The organism is Bradyrhizobium sp. th-b2 (genome assembly GCF_000426785.1).
GTDB lineage: Bacteria > Pseudomonadota > Alphaproteobacteria > Rhizobiales > Xanthobacteraceae > Bradyrhizobium > Bradyrhizobium septentrionale.
On sequence record NZ_AUGA01000033.1, the window covers coordinates 88097 to 110584 of the forward strand.

Here is a 22488-nt window from a genome sequence, read left to right on the forward strand (position 1 = left end):
CAAACGGATGATTTTTGATGCTGAACGACGCGGGCGGCTACGGGCAGGGCGAAGAGGGCGAGCGCGAGGCGCCGGCCGATGCCGAGCAGACTTTCCAGAAGCTCCAGAAGTGGTGCAAGCTGGATTTCAACAGCAAGGGCCAAGTCCGCTGGCGCACCGATGCCCGCGAGGATTTCGACTTTGAGGCCGGCGAGCAGCTAACCGAGGATGACAAGTCGATTTTGAAGGACGCCAAGCGTCCTATCGTCATTTTTAACCGCGTCGGGCCCGTGATTGACAGCGTGGCAGGACAAGAGGTCGGCAACCGGCAGGAAGTCCAATATCTGCCGCGCTCCGAGGGTGACGTCAAAGTCAATGAGATCCTGACGGCCGCGGCGAAGTGGTTTCGGCAACAGTGCGACGCCGAGGACGAGGAAAGCGACGCTTTCCGCGACATGGTTGTTTGCGGCATGGGGTGGACTGAAACCCTGCTGGATTACGAGGACAATCCCGAGGGCGATCCCAAGATTGAGCGGCGCGACCCGCTCGAAATGGTCTGGGATAGCGGCGCATCGAAGCGGAACCTAAAGGACATGCGCCGGGTGTTTCACATCCGCCGCGGCGTCCCGCTCGATGAGGCCAAGGCGCTTTGCCCTGGTGATCCCGATCGGCCGTTTGAGGACTGCGATTATCACGCCTCATGGGTCGATAGCGTCGGCGAGAAGGACGAGGACAAGCCGCACGAAAACAACAATCGTTTCTATGACAAGGGCGACACTAACAACGGCGAGGACGGCGACGAGGGCGTTACGCTGGTCCGCGCTCAGTGGTGGGAGCGCGTCCCGGTCTACCTGGTGGCTGATCCGACCAATCCTGACAACATCCTGACGCTCGACAAGGACGATTTCGAGCAGTTGAGCGCAAAGGCGAAGCTCGCCGGCGGCGCGCTGCGCTTCACCAAGTCGACGCGCAAGGTCTACCGGCAAGCCTATCTCGGATCGCGCACCAGGCCGAAAAAGGTATTCCGGTTGCGATCGCGCTTGCCGGTCATGCCGCGCGATGAAGGATCCGGCGCGCTGGTCGAATAAATGGATGTCGCAGACCATGCACATCATGAACACGACCGCGAAGGGCGGAATTGCTGCAGAGCGCGGCCAGTTCTTCGACAATGACGCCGACGGCGAGGCTTCATGGGCGAAGCAAGACACGGTTACGATGCTCAAGCCCGGCGCGCTGTCGGGCGCCGCTCCTAAGTTCGTCGTCAAGCCAACCTCACAGTTCCCGCAATCGTCTTTCGAGCTGATGCAGTACGCGGTCTCATCGCTGCCGCAGGTTACGGGCGTGAACGCGGAAGCGCTCGGCATGTCGCCGGTGGGTGACCAGGCGGCGCGGCTCGATCTCCAGCGCAAGCAATCGGCTCTGACCATCCTCCAGCCGCTGTTCGATGGGCTCCGACGCTACCGGAAGTCACAGGGCCGGCTCATGCTGTACCTGATCGAGCATTACCTTTCGGATGGTCGCCTCATCAAGATCGAGGGCGAGGAAAACGCGCAATATGTGCCGCTGGTCAAAGACCAAGTGTTCGGCAACAAGTCCGAGTATGACGTCATCGTTGACGAAAGCCCGACCTCGGCGAACCAGAAGGAACAGACCTGGGCCATTCTGCAACAGCTCTTGCCCGTCATCGGCAAGATGCTCCCGCCGGCAACCTGGATGGCGCTGCTCAAGTATTCGCCGCTCCCGATGTCAGCACAAAAGGACATCGGAGACAGCATCAAGGAAAGCCAGTCCCAGCCCGATCCGGAGCAGCAAAAGCGCGACGCCGAATTGAAGCTAGAGAACGACAAGGCGCAGGCGAAAATCGCCAACGACAAGCAGGCCTCGGACGCCAAAGTCCAGACCATGCAGCAGGAAAGCGCGGCAAAGATGAAGCTCGCCGCGGATGAAGCGCAGCATAGCGCCATGCTCAAGGCTTTGACCGCGCCTCCCGCGGTCGACCCAGCGACCGGCCAGCCCGTGCAGGGCTCGGGCGGCGGTGACACGGCCGCGCTGATTATGGCCTTCATGCAGGAAATGCGGCGCGACATGAACACGCTCGCGACCGCCTTCAACACGCCGAAAAAGCTGATCCGCGATCCGCAGACCGGCGAAATCGTCGGCATCGCACCCGTAGGGACCAACTAAATGGCCGCTTTCAACAAGTTCAACGTTTTCATGGGTGACCTTGGCAGCAAGGTTCACAACCTGACCGCCGATGCGCTGAAAATCCTGCTTTCGGACGTCGCGCCGGTGGCAACCAACACGGTCAAAGCGAACCTCACGGAAATTGCCGCGGGCAATGGCTACACGGCCGGCGGCGGCGCTGCCTCGTTCACGTCCTGGTCGCAAGTCGCTGGCGTGTGGAAGCTGGTTTTGAACCCGGTCCTGTTCACGGCGACCGGCGGCAATATCGCGCAGTTTCGCTATGCCGTTCTCTACAATTCGACGCCTGGCGCTGGCCCGCTGATCGGGTTTTGGGACTACGGCGCCGAAGTCAACCTCACCAACGGTAATAGCTTCACCGTTCAACTCGACACCACTAACGGCGTGTTCACGCTCACCTGATGGCAAGCTCATTCCTAGACGTCTGTCGCTTCAATCCGACCGCTGGCGGTACTACGGATTGGACCTATTCTAGCGCGGTCACGGGCTATCAAAGCCCGGCTGCGGCTGGCGCTGTCAACGGCGCGGCCTACAGCTATCGGGCCGAAAGCTCCGATCTGTCCCAATGGGAGATCGGAACTGGCACCTACAACACGTCGACCGGCGTTCTGACGCGCGGCGCGGTTCTGTTCAACTCGGCCGGCACGACCGCGAAAATCAACTTCTCGGCCGCGCCACAGGTCGCGATCGTAGCGCTTGCCGAGGACATCAGGGCGTTCAAGGTCTCGATCGACCAGGGCAATATTCCGCAAACGGCGAATTTCGATATCGCGCTTCCGGCCGGTTACGATGAAATCGAAATTGAACTGTACGGCTTTGGGTGTACGGTCTCAGGCTCGGGCCTGGTCATGCTGGTGTCGACCGATGGAACGACGTTCCCAACAGCCAACTACAGTTACACCGGGCGGTTCACGACGACCGCGGACACGACCTATCATGCTTTCGTGAGCACGTCGGCGGCCAATATCCTCTCAAGTCTGACGTTTCCCGTTGGTGGCATGTCCACTCTTCGCGTGAAAGTGCAGAGGCCCGACGATACGACGACCCACAAGGTTATCATGGGTCGCCTTGAACAGGCGGACGCCAATGGCTTCCCGGCCGAATTGAGCGTAGCGGGAATGTATCTTGGCTCCGCTTCCGCTCTGCAAAAGCTTCGCGTGAATTGGAGCGGCGGCACGAGCCCGGCCTTTGCCGCCGGTGGCACTTACGCCGTGTGGGGCGTAAAAAAAAAGTCGTAGATCCTTCGCCCTTCTATTTCTTGAATGGCTTTGGGATCGACGGCAGTTACGACCTCTACAGGTTCGATCGCTTTGGGTTCGCCAATCCACCGAACGCCGTGATTGGTCCGCTGGCCGGGAACGCAGGTTCCGGCATAACCCTTGTGGCGCAGCCTTCCGCCGTCAAGTTGAGCGATCGTATTCGCGTTTTCGCGACCCGCTTCAACGGCACTCTTTGGACGGATATCGCCTATTGGGACAGCTTCGACGGCGGCGTGACGTTCGGGGCCGCGACGTCGGTCATTACGGCGGCGTCCATCGGAGCGACATTCGGCCTGGTCGACGCAACCTTGTACGTGGTGCCCGGTGATGCAACGCCGTTCAAGATGATCTTCGGTATCCGGGCATCCAACGGCGTGCCAGCGACGCTAACGCTTGCGACGAGCGCGAATTGCGCCAGTTGGACGGTGCAAGGAACCGTGTTCACAAAGGGTGCAGACACCTGGCAGGTCGGCGGCATTGTCCCGAGCTACGTCTATAAGCGCCCGAATGGGAATTGGGCCGTGATGCTCAACACCTACAACGCATCGCTCGCGCAAGCCGCTGCGGCCTTTGCGGAGGCAACTTCGCCAAACGGCCCGTTTGGCGCTGCGACGCTCATTGCATCGCCGTTCACAACGCAGGTTGGAACGCTGACGGGGACCGCCGGGCAGAACACCGGGACGAGCAGCCTAACCGTGCGTCTGAACGAGCCGTATCTGGTCTACAAGTCCGGCGACCAGGCCGCCAACATCGTCACGCCGATTGCGCAGGCCGGAACGACGATCACTTTCGATCTGCCGCTACCTGCGACGGTCTCCGGGGTTGAATTCGCGCACGTCGCAGCCAACACGATTGACCCATCTCTGATCACCGAGAACGCCGATGGATCGTGCACCGGCATATTTACCACCTACAAGGCGTTTTCTGACGTGCTCTGCGAGTACACGGTTTCAATGAGCGCGCCGGCGCTCGCTGGAACGTGGTCGATTACCTCGGGGAAGGTCGTTTTTCAGCCGACCGGAACCGGAAATCACCATATCAATTCGACCGAAAACCCGGCTCCAATCATCGACGCAAGCGGGATAATTTAGGGCATGTCTCTTCTCGGTTTCGACGCGATCGGCCGGCTTGCCCTCGGGCAGGTCCGGCAAAATGGTCCGGTCAATATCAGCCTGCCGGCGGCGCCGGGCAGTTTCGCGCTCGCCGGTGTCGCGATCACGTTCAAGGCGGTCGAGGCTGTCACGGTCGGCGGCTACGTCCTGGCCGGGGTCTCGGCGCCGGGCGCGATCGTCGAGGCGACCGCGGCCGGGGCTTTCACGCTCTCGCTAAAATCAGCGGTGCTCAATCCGGCGCTAAACGCCGCGCCGGGCGCGTTCACTCTCACGGGCCGGCCGGCAAATGAGCCCGTGGTTGAGGATGCCGACCCGGGCGCTTTCGTTTTGACGGGCAATGACGCGCCGCTGGTCCGCACTGGCTATGACTATGAAGTCCAACAGGGCGGCATCGGCCATTTCCTCGAGGAAATGGAGCGCGCGCGCCAACTCCAGCGCATCACGCGCAATCCGGGTGCGCCGATCGACCGCCGATCTCGGCCTCGTTTCCAGTCCATAGGGAGGCCGCTGGTTGCGCCTCCAGCGCCCGGCCCGGATATGCAGGCGATCGAGCGCCAGCGCATGGCGGCCCAAATGGCGGCCTCGGCTGCACAGAAAAAGCGGCGGGACGAGGAAGCGCTCTTACTTCTCGCTTGCTAGGTGCGGATAACGCTTGATCCGCGCGCACGGCGTTTCCCGTGTTCTCTGAGGCGGCAGCACCGCCAGAAAGCGACCAATGACCGATTTTGAAACGACGGAAGGCACTGGCGGCCCGTCACTCTCGGCGGATGAAGAGGCTTTTTTTTCGAGCGGCGGCGAAAAGGAGATCCCGACCGGCGATGGCGGCGGGTCCGATGCTGGCGGCGTCGCTGGCGGTGGCGACGACGGCGCGGGAAAGCCCGCCGGTGGTGAGGCCAAGCCCGGCGACAGCACGCCGAAAAACGATCACGTTCCGCTCGCAACCTTCCTGGAAGAGAAGAAAGCCCGCAAGGAGATCGACCGGCAGTTTCGCGAGACGCAGCAGCAGCTCGCCGAGCTGAAAGGCAAATTCGCGATCATCGACCGGCTAAAGCTCGCCGGCGCGGATCCCGGCACCGAGCAGCCGGCCGCGCCTCCGACGCCCGAAGAGGACATTTTCGGCGCCGTGAAGCATGTCGGCGAGACGGTCGCCCAGATGCAAAAGCGGCTCGATGACCAGGCCGCGGCCGAAAAGACGGCGCGGGAGACTGCGGCGGCTCAGACCGAATTCGTAAATCGTTACCGCAACGACGCGGAAACGTTTCAAAAGACGAACGCGGATTATCGAACCGCTTATGACTTCCTCCTACAGTCACGCGCAGCCGAGTTGCAGGCGATCGGATACGACACTCCGGAAGCTCTGCACCAGGCTTTGATCGCTGATGAAGCGGCTATTGCGGAAATGGCGTTCGCTAAGGGCAAGAGCCCGGCCGAAATGCTGTATTCGCTGGCGAAGCAGCGAGGTTACAAGGCGGCCGCGGCTGATCCCTCCAAGGGCAAGGCGGCGGAAAAGCTCGATACCATCGAGCGAGGGCAGGCGGCCAATAAGAGCCTGTCCAGTGCTGGCGGCAACGCAGGCGACGCGGATATGACCGCGGAGGCTTTGATTGCGATGCCGGCGGAAGAGTTCGAGGCCTGGTGCAACAAAAACCCGGCCAAGGCGAAACGCCTGTTCGGCGGCTGATCGCCTCTAGTGAGTGAGTAAAGGCCCGCGGAGCCTCAATCCGTTTTCGAGTGGCGCCCGTCATCGCGCCACGCCTCCACCGAAGGCGGGAAATCTCGGTGTTGCGCTCGATCGCGGCGGCTCGCGGTCAAAACCCAGCACCGAGAACCCCCCTTTTTAGAGGCTCGAAATGTCCGTCACTTCCTATGGTATCAACGACACGCTTTCGAACAAGCTTTGGGCGAAAAAGCTCAACGTCGAAGCGCTGAAACAGACCTATTTCGGCAAGTTCATGGGCGAGGCTTCCTCGAACATGATCCAGCTCAAGACCGACTTCGAAAAGTCGGCCGGCGACGAGCTGACCATCGGTCTCCGCGTCCAGCTCAAGGGCGATGGCACCACCGAGGGCCAGACCTTGCAGGGCAACGAAGAGGCTCTGTCCACCTACTCGGACAAGTTCAAGATCAACGAGCTGGCGCATGCCGTCCGTGTTCGCAACAAGAACACCATCGACGCCCAGCGCGTGCCCTTCAACCTGCGCAGCGAGAGCAAGGACGGTCTGAACGACTGGTTTTCCGATCGCTTTGACACCTGCATGGCGAACCACCTGACCGGCAATACGCTGGTCGTGGATCCCCGGTTCTCGGGTAACAACGCGATCACGGCGCCGACCAATATCGTCCGCAAGGGCGCCGCGACCGACGACGCGACCATCAACGCAGACACCACCGCGACGTTCAATCTCGGCATCATTGATGCTTGGGTCGAGCGCGCTGGCGTGGCCTCGCCGCTCGTCCGCCCGATCATGGTTGGCGGCGAAAAGAAGTTCCTGGCATTCCTCCACGACTTCCAGGTGACCGACCTCCGCACCAACACCAACTCGGGCCAGTGGCTCGACATCCAGAAGGCCGCGCTTGCCGGCGGCATCGGCTCTAAGTCGCCGATCTATACCGGTGCGCTCGGTGAGTACAACAACACCATCCTGCACAAGTGGAACCGCCTGCCGATGGGCATCTCCAACGCTGGCGTGCAGCAGACCAGCACTCGCCGGGCCGTGTTCTGCGGTGCGCAGGCGGCTGCGGTCGGCTTCGGCAAGGAGTTTTCGAAGGGCTCGCACTTCAAGTGGGTTGAAGAGCTATTCGATTACGAGCGCGAGCTTGGCGTTTCCGCACAGACCGTGTGGGGCATCAAGAAGAGCGTTTTCAACGGCAACGACTTCGCGGCCCTGGTCGCCACCACCTACGCCGTCGCGCACTAAGCGCGGCGGTACCACCTTTCCCGAAACCTAAAGAAGGCTTGGCGACATGACGACCAACACCCTGGGGACCACGGCCCGCAAAAATGCCGCGCAGATGGTCCACTATCTGCGCTTCGCGGTGAATTTCAACGATGCCGGCATTGCTGCCGGCGTCCGGAAACAGACGCTCCCGGCCGGTGCGCTTATCATCGGCACGGATATCCACGTTGGAACGGCCTTCAACGCTGCGACCACCAACGTTTTGACGGTGGGCTCGGCCGCGGGCTCGAATGCCGACATTATCAGCGGCGCGGCGGCCAACGAGGGCGCTACCGGCCTGACCCAGAATATCGCTCCGTCCGGTGCCATGCTCGGCCCGATCGCCGCCGATACTCCTGTGTTCGTCCAGTACACCCAGACCGGCACCGCGGCGACCGCAGGTCAAGCAACCGTCGTTATCAAGTACATTCCGAACAACGATCTCTGATCGGTGGACGTTTGGCTGCACTACGCGGGCGCGGCGCTGGTTCTAAACGAGCCGGCGCCGCTTCCGTCTCCTGTCATCTATCAGCGCCCGGCGGTGGACTATGGCGAACTATTTGGACCTCCAAACCAGGATCGCGGGCGATCTGACGCGCGACGATCTCGGAAGCCAAATAAGGGACGCGATCGGCGACGCGATCAAAAACTACGAAACTGACCGCTTTTATTTCAACGTCACGCGCTCCAAGACGTTTCAAACCGTCGCGTTGCAGTCGGCCTATACCGGCGCCGATCTCGCCGAAATCCCCAACATCATCCGGATTGATCACCTGTTCTTGCGGGACACGGTGTCGACCTATGAGCTGGAGCGATACGAGCCCGACGAATTCGAGTGGTTGCAGGGCAACAACACGGGGCCCGGCAAGCCCAACGTGTTCACCTACATCGACGGCCAAATCATGCTCTGGCCGGTGCCGATCACGGTCTACACGATCCGGCCGCACATGCATTACCGCTTGCCGGCGCTCTCGGCGGACACGGACAGCAACGCATGGACGAACGACGCGGAACAGCTCATCCGCAGCCATGCGAAATTGCTGCTCTACACCGACCTCATCGAGGACACGGACGGCATGCAGCGGATGCAAATCAAAATCCCGGCGCTAAAGGGGAAGCTCGATTATGAGACCTCTGCGCGCACCGCAACGGGCAAGATCTGCGGGACGTGCTTCTGATGCCGCTCATTCCCTTCGGAGAGTACAAGCCCGACCTGTCCGACTATGAGGCGCAAACCGGCCGCAACGTGCTGAACGTGGTGCCGCGCGGCGATGGCTACGGGCCGTTTCCAAGCCTGGCCGCTATGTCTCAATCGCTCGGCGATCAATGCCGCGGCGCGTTCGCGGCCTACAAAACGGACGGCTCGGTGGTGGTGTTCGCCGCGACCGCCGGCGACCTCTGGAAGATGGATAACACCACCTATGCGTGGTCGAAAGTGTCGCTCGGCGGCGGCCCTTATGCCTCGATCTCGGCCAACGATAGTTGGCAGTTCGTCCAGTTCAACAACCTGGTGATTGCGGTGCAGTCGAACGTTGCACCGCAGGTTTTCGATATTTCGAGTTCTACGGCCTTTGCGAACCTCGCCGGCAGTCCGCCGCAGGCGCGCTATATCGACGTCGTAGGCCGGTTCGTAGTGCTGGGCGGCCTTCTCTCCAATCCGAACCGCGTCCAGTGGTCCGGCCTCAATGATGTGAACGGCGCGAATTCATGGACGCCTGGCATCAACTCGGCTGACTTCCAGGATCTCGCGGACGGCGGCTTTTGCCGTGGCATCGCCGGCGGCGAAACCGGCGTCATCCTCCAAGACAGCATCATCCGGCGCATGATCTACCTGCCGGGCGATCCGCGCGTGTTCCAAATCCAGAAGATCGCCGAAGGGCTCGGCATCTACGGGCCGTCGAGCCTTGTTCGCTCCGGATCCAGCATCTTTTTTTACTCGTTGAAGGGCTTTCACCGGATCGACCCCGGCGGGGTACCGGTGCCGATCGGCCGCGAGCGCGTCGACCGCACGTTTTCGGATGATCTCGACGCGACCAACCCGCAACTCTTCCAAGGCTTCTCCGATCCACGCAGCTCGCGCGTGATCTGGGCCTATAAGTCGGTCAACGGCGTGGTCAACCAATTCGACAAGGCGCTTTGCTACGATCAGGTTTTAGACAAGTTCACGCCGCTGCAAGTCTCGGGCGAGTTCCTATTCAGGATGGGGCAACCCGGCATCACGCTTGAGGCTGTTGATACGCTGATCGGCTCGAACCTAGATGCAATCGTCCAGTCGTTTGACAACCTGTCAACGGTCATTGTTCCGGAACTGGCGGCGTTCTCAATCGACCACAAGGCATCGTTTTTCCGCGGGCCGAACCTTGAAGCAACGCTTGAGACCGCCGAACAGGGAACGGACGGCCGCCGGGTAAAGCTCAAGATCGGTTTTCGGCCGGTTTCGGATGCGCCGGCCGTCTTTGGCTCGGCGTCGCGGCGCGAAAACCTGCAAGCGGTTGCGCAAGCCGGCGTTGAAAAGCTGGTCAATGCAGTGACCGGCATTTGCAACATGCTTTTGGACACTCGTTATAGCCGTTTCCGATGCCGGATCCCCGCTGGCTCGGTGTGGACGTTCATCAACGGGGTTGAGCCGGTCGACCTGGCGGCAAAGGGCAAGCGATGACGGTCTTTGTCCCCGATACCAACGAAAAAGACCTCTCAATATATGCGCTCTCGCTCCAGCAATTGGCGTCCGGCCGGTCGAACGCGACGGGCTCGGTGACGCTCGCCGCCGGCGTGACGTCTACGACGGTTTCAGCGGCCAACTGTGCGCCCGGGAGCGCGGTTTTCCTCTTCCCACGAACTGCTAACGCCGCGGCGGCATTGTCGGGAACGTTCGTTGGGACTGTCGGCAAGCAGTCTTTCACGATCACGCACGCCAGCAACGCTCAAACGGATCGAACCTTCTTTTATGTCTGCCTTGGCTGATCTTATCTGCGTCCCGCCGCAGCGCGTCCGTGAAATCTGGCCGCGCGTCGAGGCGATGCTTGGGCGCGCGGTGCTGCGCACCGATCTGAGCCACACCGCGGACATTGCGCGCGACGTCCTGGAGGGTGACGGCCTTTTGTGGCTGGCGATCGACGGCGAGAAGATCGAGGCCGCGGCGATCACGCTCCTTGTGCACACCGATCGGCATTTGGTCTGCCTGATTACCGCGCTCGGCGGCGAAAACCGGGATCGCTGGGTGCCGCTGCTCTCGCAAATCGAGGATTGGGCGAGGGCCGAAGGCGCCAAGCGGCTGCGGCTGATGGGCCGCGCCGGCTGGGCGCGCGTCCTGAAAGGCTACCACGTTTCTAATATCGTCATGGAAAGGGCGCTCTGATGGGCGGCACGTCGACCACCAAGCAAACCCAGACGCAATCGCTGTCGCCCTATGATCCGGCGTCGGGCGCGCTGACTGGCCTCCTGGGCGGCTTGACCAACCTGGCTGGCTCGGCCGGGAGCCCCACGACGGCGCAAACGGGCGCGCTCAATTCGATCGAGGCGAACGCGAACAACAACCCGTTTTCCTCGCCGATCACGTCGGGGACGCTCGGCCTGCTCAATGGCGGCGGCGCGACCAGGTACGATCCGGCTATCACCGCGAACCTTGGCACCCTCGCGAACGGCATTCTCGGGCAGACCGCGAGCGGCGCGAACATCGGCAACAATCCCGCGCTGAAAGCCCAGCTCGATCAGATCACGACGGACGTCACCAACCAGACGAACGGGGCATGGGCCGCGGCTGGCCGCGACGGCTCTCCAGGAAACACTCAGGCGCTCGCGCGCGGCATCGCCTCGGGCGTCGCGCCGGTCATTGCCGCTCAGTACAACACGGACACGACGAACGCGCTCAATGCCGCGAATACGCTCTACGGCGCCGGAAACACGACTTACGGCATGCTGAACGCCAACAATGCGAACGCAAACACCAATTTCACCAACGGTGTAGGCGCCTCGGGAACGGCTCTCGATAACCAGAATTGGGGCGCCAACGCGACCCTTGCGGCGGAAGCGCAGCGGTTCGGAATTCCGGCCTCGCAGCTTACGACGCTGCTAGGCGCCGTCGCGCCGGTGGCCGCGCAGTTCGGCACGCAATCCGGGCAGTCGACGGGCCAAAGCACGATGTCGGGCGCGCAGCAGTTCGCCACGATCGCGGGCGGCATCGGCTCGCTGTGGCCGAAGGGTAATATTTCTTTCGGGAGTTAATTGAATGCCGGGCCTTCTCGATCTTCTCACGGGGCAAACTGGTCCCTGGAGCCTGCTTTATCCGGATCGGCTACCGATCACGGATGTGAACCAATCGAGCCCGCTTGATAGCGCGGCTTGGCCGTCAGGTCCGATCGGAGCGCCAACGGCCGCAAACGCTGCGCCCGTGACGGCGCCTGCCAATATCCCGGCGGCGTGGAACGCGCTCTATCCGTCGCCGGTGCCCGGCGCGCTCCCTCTGTCGAAGGGCCAAGCGCCGAATTCGACGGATGCGGCGGCCTATGGCTCGCTCGGTGTAGACCCTTCCGCACTGGCGATGCCGACGCCTCCTGTTGATCCCTTCGCGCCGAAACCGCAAGCGGCGCCGATCGCGCCGGCCGATGGCTTCGGCAAGGGTGCGGTTCCGTTTAGCTTCGCGGGCCCTGGCTCGAACGTTGTCAATCCGTCGCAGATCATGCGGCCGGCGCCCCCGGTGGCCGCGCCCGTTGCGGCCGCAACTCCCACGGATGCATCATCGCGCAACCGCGCGCCGGACGATTTTATTCCGGTTGGGAATTACCAGATGCCGGCTTTCCGCGGCGGTGCGCCGGCTCTCGCTGCGGTCGCGGATGACGAGGAAAGCGCGCCGGCAGCTGCTCCAGCTGCTCGCGCGCCGATCGCAGCTGCTCCCGCTGCGCCGGCCTCGGCGCCGTTCTCTCTGGCCGGTGCTGGCGCTGGTGTCGGCGATCGGTTCGGGAAGGCAACGCGCGGCTTCCTCGGCAATCTCGGAAACGGGCCTATTGGCGCGCTGGCCGGCGGCCTTGGCGCGCTCATCACCGGGCAGAACACGGATCCATCCTCGATCGCCGCGGAGCAGAACAGCTTGACGGCTCAAGCCCTGCTGAAAAAGGGCGCATCGGCGGCCGAAGTGCAGGCCGCGCGCTACAATCCGGCGCTGCAAAAGGCGCTCATCGACCAGTATTACGGCAAGGACAAATGGGCTGTGGTGCAGGTCGGAGAGGATGGCGACGGCCGCAAGCAGTTCATGCAGCAAAACCAGGTCGACGGCACGTTGCGGCCGATCGCGGGCGCGTCTGTGGGCGCGGGTGGCGGCGCGAGCGATACTGTCACGGGGCCTGATGGCAAGCCGATCCAGATCCCGCCGGGCCTCACTGGCGCGGCTCGCAAGGAGTTCGTCAAGCGTGTGGCCGAGGCCTCGGCGGACGCGGCGACCGGCAAACAGAATGGAGAGCAAGCCAAATCGGCAAAATTTGCCACGATCGCAACGCAGGCCGATAGCGTCATCAAGCAACTAGAAGCGCAGGGGCAAAGCGTATGGGGGCCGATTTCCGACAAGCTTCCATTGGGCAGCGCCTATCTCCAATCGCCTGAATATCAGAAGTACAAGGCCGCAAAGGAAGCGTTCTTGGGCGCCCATCTTCGCGACGTTTCCGGCGCCGCGATCGGCTCAAATGAATATGTCCGCGCCGAAAAGACGTTCTTTCCGCAGCCTGGCGAGGGTCCGGAAGTTGTGGCGCAAAAAGCGGCGCTCCGGGCTCAACTGTTGCATGAAATGGGCCGGTCCGCCGGGCTTGGCTACAAGCCGCCGGCGGCGCCGGCGGCGAGCGGCAAGACTTCAAGCGGCGTTTCCTGGAGCGTGAACTAAATGGCTGTTCTCACGATCGGCGACAAGTCGGTGACGGTTGGCGACGAGTTCTTGAAGCTCTCGCCTGACCAGCAAAACGCGACGGTTGAGGAAATCGCGGGCTCGATCGGTGCGAAGGCGCCGGCGCCGGCCGCACCGCCGGCGGCTCCCGTCACGCTCAACAACGTTGCGCGCTCGGCCGCGACCGGCGTCCCGATCATCGGTGGCGCGCTGAACAAGCTCGATGCTGCGACGAATGCCGCGCTCGCGCCGCTGCTCAATCGGTTCTTTGATGAAAAGGACCAGCTCTCGGAAGCAACGTTTTCGGAACGTTACGCGCATTCGCTGCGCGACCAGGAGGGCGCGGACAAGAAATTTGGGGCAGAGCATCCGATTGTTGACACGGCGGCCCAGCTCGCCGGCGGTGTCGCCTCGATGGCGCCGGCGGTCACGGCGGCTCCGAAGGCCTTCGGCGTCTCGGGCTCGCTCTGGCAAATGGCAAGGAATGGGGCGCTCTCTGGCGCGGCTCTGTCCGGCGCTGATGCAGCGGTGCGAGGGGAAGATATTGCCCCGGCGGCGGGTATCGGTGGCTTCATCGGCGGCGCTGCCGGTCCGGTCGGTAAGGGCGTCGGCAAGGTGATTGCCGCGGTCGCTGATCGCTTCAATCCGGCGGCGGCGACGCCTCGGAACGTCGTCAACGTTGGCGGCGTCGATGTGCCGCTGTCGCAGTCGCAGCTCACGCAAAACCCTGCGCTCTCGGCAGAGGAGCAGGTTTTGCTTCGCGGTGGTCGCGGCGAGCCGGCCCAGGCGCGCGCGCAGTCGTTCAAGGATCTTCAAGACGAGCGGGTAGGGCAGGCAAGCGACCAAATCGCCGCCGGCCTCGATCCGACCGGCGCCGCGGCGCGCACCACGCCGAACGAGGCCGCGGAGCGGGTCGCGGCCGAATTGATCGCGCAGGAACAGGCGCAGCAAGCGGCCGCGGCTGGCGTTCATGCCGGGCCGATGTCGCCAGCGCAACAGGGCGAAGATCTGGCGCGTGCGCTAGGGCCTGCCGGCTCGACCACCGACCAGGCAGAGCGGATCGCCGCGGAATTGCTTTCGCAGGAACAGGCGCGTCAAGCGGCTGAGGTCGCAAACCGCGCGGCGGTCGCGCACGAAGGCGGCGACTTGGCCCGCACCCTGACGGGAAGCCGGAACGTGCTCGCGCCATTCGACGCGGCGGAAAGCCTCTCGGATCGCTTCGCTGCCGCCCGTAATGCGGCCAAGGATGACTGTCGCGGGAAATATGCGGCAGTCGACGCGGCGCCGGGCGAATTTGCGCCGGGCTCGGCCGGCGGTTTCGGCAACGACGTTCAACAGGGCTTGCGCTCGGCGGCGGTTTCGCTCGATCGGACCAACACGCCGAAGGCGCTGAACGCGCTTCGCGTCATTGATGAGCATTTGAACGGGGTGGCGCCGGGACAGCCTCGCGAATTGCCGGGTGTCTCTCCGACGCACGCGCAGGACGTCGCGGACATTCGCGCGAAATTCGGTGATGACGTCGCCGCGGCTTACGATCGGCAGAAAGCCTCGGCGGACGTTCCGATTATGACGCAGCTCCCAGACGGATTGACGTCAATTACCGGCGTCGACTGGCGGAACGACATTCCCGGCGGTCGGCAGTCGCCAAAGGCGCAAAGCCTGCTCGAATTCATCGCCTCAAAGGGCGGCTTGGGGCCTGATGCTGAGCTTGAGGCGATCGGCGGCCACGGCCACACGGTCAACGTCGAGGGCGTCGGGCGCCGCAAGCTGGTTCGGCAAGGCGGCTGGCCGCTCGATTACGCGCGCGAGGCGGCAGAGGAAGCCGGCTATCTGAGCGGCAACCACAACGGGACTTCAACCGTCAGCGATCTGCTCGACGCGATAGACGCGGAAATGCGCGGCCAAAAGCGCTATCCGGCCGGTTTCGAGGGCCACATCGGCAAGCGCGAGGTCGTCGCGCGTTCGGAGCGCGAGCAGCACGAATTTGACGCGCACATGCGCGGCCTCGAGGATGATCTGGCCGCGGCCGGTCATGGCGAATTGGGTCCGGAGGTCAAGAGCCGCGCCATTCGCCTGATGGCTGATGAAGGCATGGGCGCCGACGACGCGGTAGAGCGCGCCCTGCACCGTCTGGAGCAAGAGGACGCGGCGCGCGCGGCGGTGCGCGGCTCTGACTTCCCGGGCGATCGGGCGCCAGCTGCGGCGGCGCCGCAAGCCGGCTCGGGCTTCACTATGCGGGATGTCGAACAGGTCCGAAAGCAGATTTCGACGCTGTACGGCGATGCGCGCCGGGCGATGCTCGGCGGCGGCTCGGGCTCGGATCTTCACGCGCTGGAGCATATCCGCGACCAATTCGAGGCGCGGGTAGAAAAGATGATCGCCGAAGGCAAGTTCTCCGGTGACGGGCCGGCGGTCTTGAAGATGCAGCAAGAGGCGCGCGCGGCCTTCGCGGACTACAAGCAGAAATTCGCGAAACGCGGCGCCGGTGATGAGGTCGGCGCGGCCGTCGAAAAAATTCTGGGGAAATTCTCCGATACGAAGGCCACGCCGGACACGATCGTAAAGCTTGCCTATGGTTCGGGCTCGGTGCCCGGCGGTCAAATGCCGGTGCAAATCGCGCAGCGGATCGAGCGGATTTTCGGCCGCAACTCGGAAGAGTTCGCGACCTATAAGCAGGGCCTTTTCGCGCAACTGATGGCCGGCGAGCCTGAGAATGCGGCGGCGAGGATTGACGAGTTCCTGACTGGTACAAAGGGCCGGCTCCTGGCGCAAACCGTGTTCGGTGCTGACGAGCGCGCGGGCATGGCGGGCTATGCGGAACGGTTGCGCTCCACGGTGCCCGGCGAGGCGAGCCCGACGCCTTCTGCGAACAAGATCCTCCGCGATCTCATGGGCGCGAATGGTGCCGGAACGGGCGTCAATGCGCCGGCGACCGCGCAAGAGCTGAAACAGCGGCTTTCGCCGGAAGGCTGGAGCCGGGTCAAGACGATGGCCTTTCGCGAGTTGACGCAGGGCGACCCGGCGGACGCCGCCGCTCGAATGGATGCGTTTCTGCACAGTTCAAATAGCAATGTGCTGGCTCAGACGATGTTTTCGCCCGGTGAGCAGAAATCACTCGCTGCCTATGCGGAACGGTTGCGCTCGAACAGTGCGAAGATTGAGCCAGAAACCGGCCCGGCGGCTGCGGCACTGCGGCGCTACAGCGGCGCCGACGGCGCGCCGGCGGTGTCCTCGAACAAGATCGTCAACGATCTGATGGGCGCTACCGGCAAGGGCAACGGCGTCAACGCGCCGCTGATCGCCTCGGCGCTGAAACAGCGGCTTTCGCCGGAAGGGTGGACTTCGCTGCGGCAAGGCGTGTGGGAAAAGCTCACGAACGCCGGCGAGGGGAAAATTCAGTACGAGGCGCAAGCGCTCTCGCAACGGCTGCACGAATTCTTGAACGGCTCGGGCTCGCAGCTCGCCGGCGTGCTCTATTCCGACCAGGAACGCGCGCTGATGAAACAGCTTGCGGCTGTCTATAAGCAGATGATCCCCGTCAAGGGTACCACGAACCCGTCAGGGACGGCGCCGATGCTGGCAAGGATCGCCAACGGTGCGCGATCGTCGCTGTTACCGCTGCTCGGCTTCAACGCTGGCGGCCTTCCTGGCGCGGCTGTGGCGCTCGGCGTCGACAAGGGCTTGAGCAAGATCGCGAACGCCAACCAGGCGCGCAAGGCAACGGAGTTGTTTTTCGGCGAGCAGCCGCGGCCCGCGGTTGATCCGCGGTTTGAGCAGCGCGCGGGGCTGCTGTCTCAGGGCTCGTTGCCGACGATTAATCAAGGGCGGTCGCGGTGACGTCCATCGTACAAATAAGCAGCACACAACAACACAGCGAGCGCCGCAAATATGCCTACGGTTCCGAAGTTGTCGACGATACCGTGGGCAACTAAACGGACGCAGGCCATGGCGATGGCAAAGGCGACGATGCAAACCAAAATCAAAGGGCGGGGCATAGTCCGGGATCATGCCAGTTCTTGCGCAGCTGTCTATCCACAGCAGCGTCATACAACTTAGCATCCAGAGGATTTGTGCGGACTGGCCTTTTTGATCGTCCGATGCGCGTGGTTTGCGGAATAGGCGCCGGCGTTCTGGCGGTCGCCATTCAGCGCGCGATTGATGAGGCGAAGAGTAAAATCAGCTACTTACCTGCCAAAACATAACATATCGCTTGACCGGTAATCCGAACTCGAACCAATCGGGCCGATCAGCGCATTGATCGCTCCAGCTCACGCTACCTTTGCGACCTTGGGTTCGGCATGAAGCTCCACGCCGAGAGACCCAAGAACTTTCATTACGGTGCTAAATTCCGGATGTCCTTCGGAGCTGAGCGCCTTGTAGAGGTTTTCGCGAGATAGTCCGGTTTCCTTGGCAAGGGCAGACATGCCGCGGGCGCGAGCAACGGTGCCGATGGCTTCTGTGATGAAGCCGGCATCGTGAGTGGAGAAAGCTTCGCTTAGGTATGCGGCGATTGCCTCGGCGCTATCGAGATATTCAGCCGCATCGAAAGGTCTAGTCTTGGCCATCGCTCAATCCTCCAGCTCGCTCGCGATCTTCTTTGCTTCGGCTATGTCCGCGTCTTGTGTGTCCTTGTCGCCGCCGCAAAGAAGAACGATCAGTTCTTCGCCCCGTTGGATGTAATAGATCCTGTACCCGGCGCCGTGATGTATGCGCATTTCGCTGACACCTTCGCCGACCGGTTTGACGTCTCCCGGGTTACCGTCAGCCAGCCTTTGGACCCTAACGAGGATCTTGGCTCTAGCTACGTTGTCGCGTAACTTACTGATCCACCTAGAGAATTCATCGGTTTCCCGAATTGCTGGCATGTGTATTTTATAAGATACACTTTGTGGGGTGTCAACAGATAATTGAACTGATGGTTCCAGTTGCGTCTCACAAACGGTTAGCGCTGGCGCGCGATAGATGGCGCTATGGCCCTCGTTGATCAAATCCTCCAGGTGGAGAGCGGCGGCAAAGCTGACGCCAAGAACCCCAATTCGTCGGCCTCTGGGCCCGGTCAATTCATCGATGCTACCTGGCTCGACATGCTGGCGAAGCATCGACCTGACCTCACCGGCTCACGCGATGAATTGCTTGCGCTCAAGACTGATCCAGCCCTCTCTCGCGAAATGACGGCGGCATACGCCGCGGACAACGGCGGGATACTCAAGGGAGCCGGGCTTCCTGTCACGGCCGGAACGCAATACCTCGCGCATTTTGCCGGGCCAAAGGGTGCTATCGGGATCTTGAGCGCCGATCCGTCGACGCCCGCCGGCGCGGTGCTCGGCGCCGGGGTGGTCAAGGCAAACCCGTTTGTCGCCAATATGTCGGCCGGCGATCTCGCCGCCTGGGCGGATCGCAAGATGGGCGGGAAGGGCGCGGCGCCCATGTCGATGGCAGGGCCGGCCGCGGCTGCTGTGCCCAGCTCGGCGCCGGCGGTCCCTGCTGGCGCGAGCGCGTCCGCTGATGCGGCTCCCACGCAACCGTCGTCTCCTGCGGTCCAAATCACCGGCTCGGGTGCCAGCGCGCCGGCAATGAACCTCGCGCAGCTTACGGCTGTGCCGCAGCTTACGAACCTCTTGCCGGCTCGCCCTAATGTCTACGGCCTAAAGCTAGCGCCGTTTTCGTTTAGGGGGTAGCAGCTTCCTCTCGCGGAAGGATAGGCGCACGATACCAACGTTGTGTACGTCCCGGCTCAGATTTCAGATGAGCTTCATCGTGATCATCCCATCGCACGGCCGATGGTCGGGCGATCTGATAGAAATGAGCTTCGTAGAAGCCTGATTTCTGTTAGCGGCCTGTGGATGCCGCCGGTTGTCATTTCGCAGATTAGGAAACGCAGGCCTACACATCTCACGTCAGTTGAAAACTCCGCCTCTGGCAGGGCGGATGAGGAGCGCGAAATTCGAGAGCTTCATCAGCGCTCGGTTTCGCTAACGCGAACCCTTGCGCTCGGGCCTGCCAGGACCGAGCGCTGATGGAGATGACATTGGTCAAGAAAGTAGAAACTGCAGAAGTCACCATCCAGCCGCTCAAGCGCGCGCGGATCAAACTTAGGATCATCGGTTCAACACCGATGTTCCAAAATCGAATGGCCTCCAAGGCAAAATTCCAACTGCTTACCGGCGGTCAGAAGAAGGGGAAGGCCGATCGGGCCGCGATCAAGCATGATCCGCTGACCGAATTCAGAGACAGCGCCGAGATTTTGCCCGGCGGACCGACTGCCCTCGGCCTGCGTGTCGTCGCGGTCAAAGCGGCGATGGCAACCGCCGCGCTCGAAACGCCCGGTCTGACGAAGAGTTCGGCACAGCGGCTGCTTTTTATGCCCGGCGATCACGTTCCGCTCTACGGCGTCCCGCAGCTCAGAATGGACATCGTTCGATCCGCGGATATCAACCGAACGCCGGACGTCCGCACTCGCTGCTACCTGCCGCGATGGGGTGCGGAGGTTGAGATCAACTTCATTGTGCCGCAGCTATCCATGCAGGGCGTGGTGAGCCTGCTCTGCAATGCCGGCATCCTGGTTGGCATCGGCGATTTCCGCCAAGAAAAAGGGAAGGGCGCCTTTGGATCATTCCGCGTGCTCGGCGAGGGTGAGGACGACGAAGAGTGGAGCGATCTTGTCGAAAATCATGGCCGCGCCTCACAAGAGGCTGCGCTCGCCGATCCCGAATACGCTGATCGAGACACCGAGGATCTGATGGCGCATTTCTTTGCGGAGGTGCAGAGGCGAGCTGCGTAGGCAGAGTTTGGCACGGCTGTCCAGGATTGGCGGGGTACGGTCAGGCAAGGCGGGTCACGGCCGGCGCGATAGTGTGCTTCAACATCAACAGGAATTACGAGTGTCAAAATTCACGAAAGAATTGCGGCGGAAGATCGTCGAGGACTTTTCCCGGCGACACAACGGCCAATATGATCCGGCCTTGTTTCTCAAAGAGGTCGGGGAGATCGGCGAGACGCATCCGGCCCATGGCTGGTTCGAATGGGACGGTGACAAGGCGGCGAAGGAATACAATCTCTGGCAGGCTCGCGCCTTCGTCAAAGATCTGCGGATCACGTTCGAGGTTGAAGAAGTCAGCGGTGGAAAGCCGATCAAGATCACGATAGAGGCGCCGATGATGATTTCTCCGGTCGCGGGCCGAAGCAATGGCGGCGGATATGTCTGCTTCAACCCGGATGATCCGACACACCAGGCCGAGCATTGCAATCAGGCGGCGGCTGCGCTCCGGTCGTGGCTCAACCGCTACCAGGCAGCACTGATCCACGCCGGTTTCGGCGTAAAATCAGTGGAGATGATCGCCGTCGCGCTTGAAGCGGTGCATCCGCCGGCGGTAGAGCAGGCCGCAGCGTAAACGAGTTGGCACGGTAAGGCTGGCAAGGCGAGGCGGGGCACGTCCGGGCGGCCCATGGTATGGCGCGGCAGGCGGGGCATGGTGCGGCCCGGCTCGGCGCGGCCTGGTAAGGCGAGGCGGGCAATGCAGGAACGGCGGCTTTCGAGCCGCCGTTTTCTTTTCCAAGAACAAACGATTAGTAGCGCTCGGCGAATGTGCCCTCAATGGAGGGTGCTAAGCAATGACGTTTTGGAAATGGTCTCGTACCGCTGCGAACAACGCCACGGCGGACTCAACCTGTCCTTTTCCGGAAGGAATGGCGCCAAGCGCTTTGAACGACGGCACAAGAGCGATGATGGCCGCGGCGGCGAAGTATCGCGACGACATTAGCGGAGCGATTATCACTACTGGCACGTCGACGGCTTACGCCGTCGCCAGCAACCAGGGCTTTGATACTCTCGCGCATCTTGGCGGCGCCATGATTGCCTTTTCGCCACACGTCGCCAACACTGGATCTTGCACGCTCAACGTAGATGGGCTGGGCGCAGCGGCGTTGCGCTCTGCTCCTGGCGTAGACATTACCGCCGGAACCATTCTCCAAGGTACGCCATATCTGGCCGTCTACAACAGCACGGATAATGCGTTCTATTTGCATGGTTTCTTCGGCAATCCGTACAATGTGCCGATCGGAGGCAGCTTAATCTATTGGGGGAGCGTTGCCCCAAACAGCTCGTTTGTGCTTTTGAATGGGTCGCAGCAACCCAGTCGCACGGTATTCTCAACGCTGTTCTCGATCCTCGGCACCACCTATGGTCCAGGCAACGGGACTACGACCTTTGATCTGCCCGACTGTCGAGGCCGCGTTGTGGCCGGTCCAGATGCCGGCCAAGGTCGGTTGACCGGCGCGACAATGAATTTCCTCACGCCCGGGGGCACTGGCGGCTCCGAAACTCGATCGCTCGCGACGGCCAACATGCCGCCTTACACGCCAGCCGGTTCGGTCGCGAATGGTGCGATTACAGTCTCTGGCAACGCGGCAGCCAATATCGGAGGGGCAAGCACCGGCGGTGGTCAGTTCGGCCTCAACTCGCCTGGCGCCGCTACCATCACCGCTTCGCAGGCCGCTTCTTCGTTCACCGGTTCGCCGCAGGGCGGTTCAAGTCAGGCATTCGGCATCGTGCAGCCGACGATCATTGGCAACTACATCATGCGGATCATCTGACCGCACAATCCACTAACTGCGCCGCGGTAGCCCTTTTCGAGAACGCAATTCCTCTCGGAAACGGGTGCCATGTGAAGTTCGCCGCCAATTTGAACGCATACCGCCGCCGGCATGGTCGGCGCATCGCGATTGAACAGGCCGTGTTCTGGAGCGCTGTGGGCGGCCTCCTGATGATCTGGCCGCATCTGTCCGAAAGCCGTATCCCTCCATTGAGGGCCGCCTTGTTTGACGGACGCGAGCGCTGCAGGTCCTAGGGGTAATCCTAGGAGAAGCGCTATGACGATTTCGCGGGCAGAGGTGATCACATCGGTCGAGCGGCGGCGTCGGTGGTCACAGGATGAGAAGGAACGGCTAGTTGCAGCATCGTTCGAGCCCGGAGCCACTGTTTCCGAGGTGGCTCGCATGGCCGGCCTTCATGTGAGCCAGCTGTTCAGGTGGCGCAAAGAGCTTTGCAAGCACGGTGAAACGAGTGTAGCGCCGTTGGTGCCGGTCGAGATTGGGCCGTCTGTGCCGCCGCGGGATGTGGCCGAAGCGCCATT

General features: G+C 62.3%; 23 protein-coding genes. 20 read left to right on the plus strand and 3 right to left on the minus strand.

Annotation, left to right across the window (positions count from 1 at the left end; translation table 11 throughout):
* Positions 1-17: 17 nt before the first annotated feature.
* The 14 genes from K359_RS57450 to K359_RS0131615 all read left to right on the plus strand — a co-directional run bounded on the left by K359_RS57450 (position 18) and on the right by K359_RS0131615 (position 13357).
* Positions 18-1067, plus strand: a complete 1050-nt coding sequence (locus tag K359_RS57450; protein WP_051346508.1) for a hypothetical protein — start codon at positions 18-20, stop codon at positions 1065-1067.
* Entirely contained in the window at positions 1039-2163 is a 1125-nt protein-coding gene (locus K359_RS57455) for a hypothetical protein (protein WP_051346509.1), read from the plus strand. The genes K359_RS57450 and K359_RS57455 overlap by 29 nt, the downstream gene beginning before the upstream one ends.
* On the plus strand, positions 2164-2583 hold the full coding sequence (locus K359_RS0131555; protein ID WP_029082894.1) for a hypothetical protein: 420 nt from the start codon (positions 2164-2166) through the stop codon (positions 2581-2583).
* Entirely contained in the window at positions 2583-3419 is an 837-nt protein-coding gene (locus K359_RS63495) for a hypothetical protein (protein WP_051346510.1), read from the plus strand. Before K359_RS0131555 ends, K359_RS63495 begins: the two co-directional genes overlap by 1 nt.
* On the plus strand, positions 3395-4531 hold the full coding sequence (locus tag K359_RS64730; protein ID WP_156928754.1) for a hypothetical protein: 1137 nt from the start codon (positions 3395-3397) through the stop codon (positions 4529-4531). Before K359_RS63495 ends, K359_RS64730 begins: the two co-directional genes overlap by 25 nt.
* A gap of 3 nt (positions 4532-4534) precedes the next feature.
* On the plus strand, positions 4535-5191 hold the full coding sequence (locus K359_RS0131570; RefSeq protein WP_029082896.1) for a hypothetical protein: 657 nt from the start codon (positions 4535-4537) through the stop codon (positions 5189-5191).
* Positions 5192-5267: 76 nt separating this feature from the next.
* Entirely contained in the window at positions 5268-6233 is a 966-nt protein-coding gene (locus K359_RS0131575) for a hypothetical protein (RefSeq protein ID WP_029082897.1), read from the plus strand.
* Between the two features lie 169 nt (positions 6234-6402).
* Positions 6403-7470, plus strand: coding sequence for a N4-gp56 family major capsid protein (locus tag K359_RS0131580; RefSeq protein ID WP_029082898.1), 1068 nt, complete (start codon positions 6403-6405; stop codon positions 7468-7470).
* A 46-nt stretch (positions 7471-7516) separates the two neighbouring features.
* Positions 7517-7936 carry a hypothetical protein gene (locus K359_RS53500; RefSeq protein WP_051346511.1) on the plus strand — a complete coding sequence of 140 codons (420 nt, stop codon included), beginning with the start codon at positions 7517-7519 and terminating at the stop codon, positions 7934-7936.
* Between the two features lie 100 nt (positions 7937-8036).
* Complete coding sequence (locus tag K359_RS0131590) at positions 8037-8666, plus strand: hypothetical protein (protein ID WP_029082899.1); 630 nt, start codon at positions 8037-8039, stop codon at positions 8664-8666.
* The gene (locus K359_RS0131595) at positions 8666-10147 is read left to right on the plus strand and encodes a hypothetical protein (RefSeq protein WP_029082900.1); all 1482 of its coding nucleotides are present in this window, start codon (positions 8666-8668) and stop codon (positions 10145-10147) included. Before K359_RS0131590 ends, K359_RS0131595 begins: the two co-directional genes overlap by 1 nt.
* A gap of 216 nt (positions 10148-10363) precedes the next feature.
* Entirely contained in the window at positions 10364-10846 is a 483-nt protein-coding gene (locus K359_RS0131605; RefSeq protein ID WP_245284774.1) for a hypothetical protein, read from the plus strand.
* Positions 10846-11712: a hypothetical protein gene (locus tag K359_RS0131610; RefSeq protein ID WP_029082903.1), complete on the plus strand. Its 867-nt coding sequence runs from the start codon at positions 10846-10848 to the stop codon at positions 11710-11712. The genes K359_RS0131605 and K359_RS0131610 overlap by 1 nt, the downstream gene beginning before the upstream one ends.
* A 166-nt stretch (positions 11713-11878) precedes the next feature.
* Positions 11879-13357 carry a hypothetical protein gene (locus K359_RS0131615; RefSeq protein ID WP_029082904.1) on the plus strand — a complete coding sequence of 493 codons (1479 nt, stop codon included), beginning with the start codon at positions 11879-11881 and terminating at the stop codon, positions 13355-13357.
* Here K359_RS0131615 and K359_RS61740 read toward each other — a convergent pair.
* On the minus strand, positions 13354-13617 hold the full coding sequence (locus K359_RS61740; protein WP_156928755.1) for a hypothetical protein: 264 nt from the start codon (positions 13615-13617) through the stop codon (positions 13354-13356). The genes K359_RS0131615 and K359_RS61740 overlap by 4 nt on opposite strands.
* A 154-nt stretch (positions 13618-13771) precedes the next feature.
* Between K359_RS61740 and K359_RS57465 the strand changes: the two genes are divergently transcribed.
* Positions 13772-17194, plus strand: a complete 3423-nt coding sequence (locus K359_RS57465) for a hypothetical protein (protein WP_156928756.1) — start codon at positions 13772-13774, stop codon at positions 17192-17194.
* Positions 17195-17625: 431 nt separating this feature from the next.
* Here K359_RS57465 and K359_RS0131630 read toward each other — a convergent pair whose 3' ends face one another.
* Together K359_RS0131630 and K359_RS0131635 are read right to left on the minus strand one after the other, a co-directional pair.
* Positions 17626-17922 carry an addiction module antidote protein gene (locus K359_RS0131630; RefSeq protein ID WP_029082905.1) on the minus strand — a complete coding sequence of 99 codons (297 nt, stop codon included), beginning with the start codon at positions 17920-17922 and terminating at the stop codon, positions 17626-17628.
* A 3-nt stretch (positions 17923-17925) separates the two neighbouring features.
* A complete protein-coding gene (locus tag K359_RS0131635; protein WP_029082906.1) occupies positions 17926-18222 on the minus strand; it encodes a type II toxin-antitoxin system RelE/ParE family toxin in 297 nt (98 codons plus the stop codon).
* 105 nt (positions 18223-18327) lie between these two features.
* On the opposite strand from K359_RS0131635, the gene K359_RS57470 reads away from it, so the two are divergent.
* The 5 genes from K359_RS57470 to K359_RS59260 all read left to right on the plus strand — a co-directional run.
* Positions 18328-19035, plus strand: coding sequence for a lytic transglycosylase domain-containing protein (locus tag K359_RS57470; RefSeq protein ID WP_051346514.1), 708 nt, complete (start codon positions 18328-18330; stop codon positions 19033-19035).
* A gap of 338 nt (positions 19036-19373) precedes the next feature.
* Positions 19374-20138 (plus strand): hypothetical protein, encoded by a 765-nt coding sequence (locus tag K359_RS0131645; RefSeq protein ID WP_156928757.1) that lies wholly within the window; start codon positions 19374-19376, stop codon positions 20136-20138.
* Between the two features lie 100 nt (positions 20139-20238).
* On the plus strand, positions 20239-20748 hold the full coding sequence (locus K359_RS0131650; RefSeq protein ID WP_029082908.1) for a hypothetical protein: 510 nt from the start codon (positions 20239-20241) through the stop codon (positions 20746-20748).
* Between the two features lie 220 nt (positions 20749-20968).
* Positions 20969-21949, plus strand: coding sequence for a phage tail protein (locus tag K359_RS0131655; protein WP_029082909.1), 981 nt, complete (start codon positions 20969-20971; stop codon positions 21947-21949).
* Positions 21950-22225: 276 nt separating this feature from the next.
* Positions 22226-22488 (plus strand): transposase (locus tag K359_RS59260; protein ID WP_029082911.1); only part of this gene is annotated, 263 nt, incomplete at its 3' end.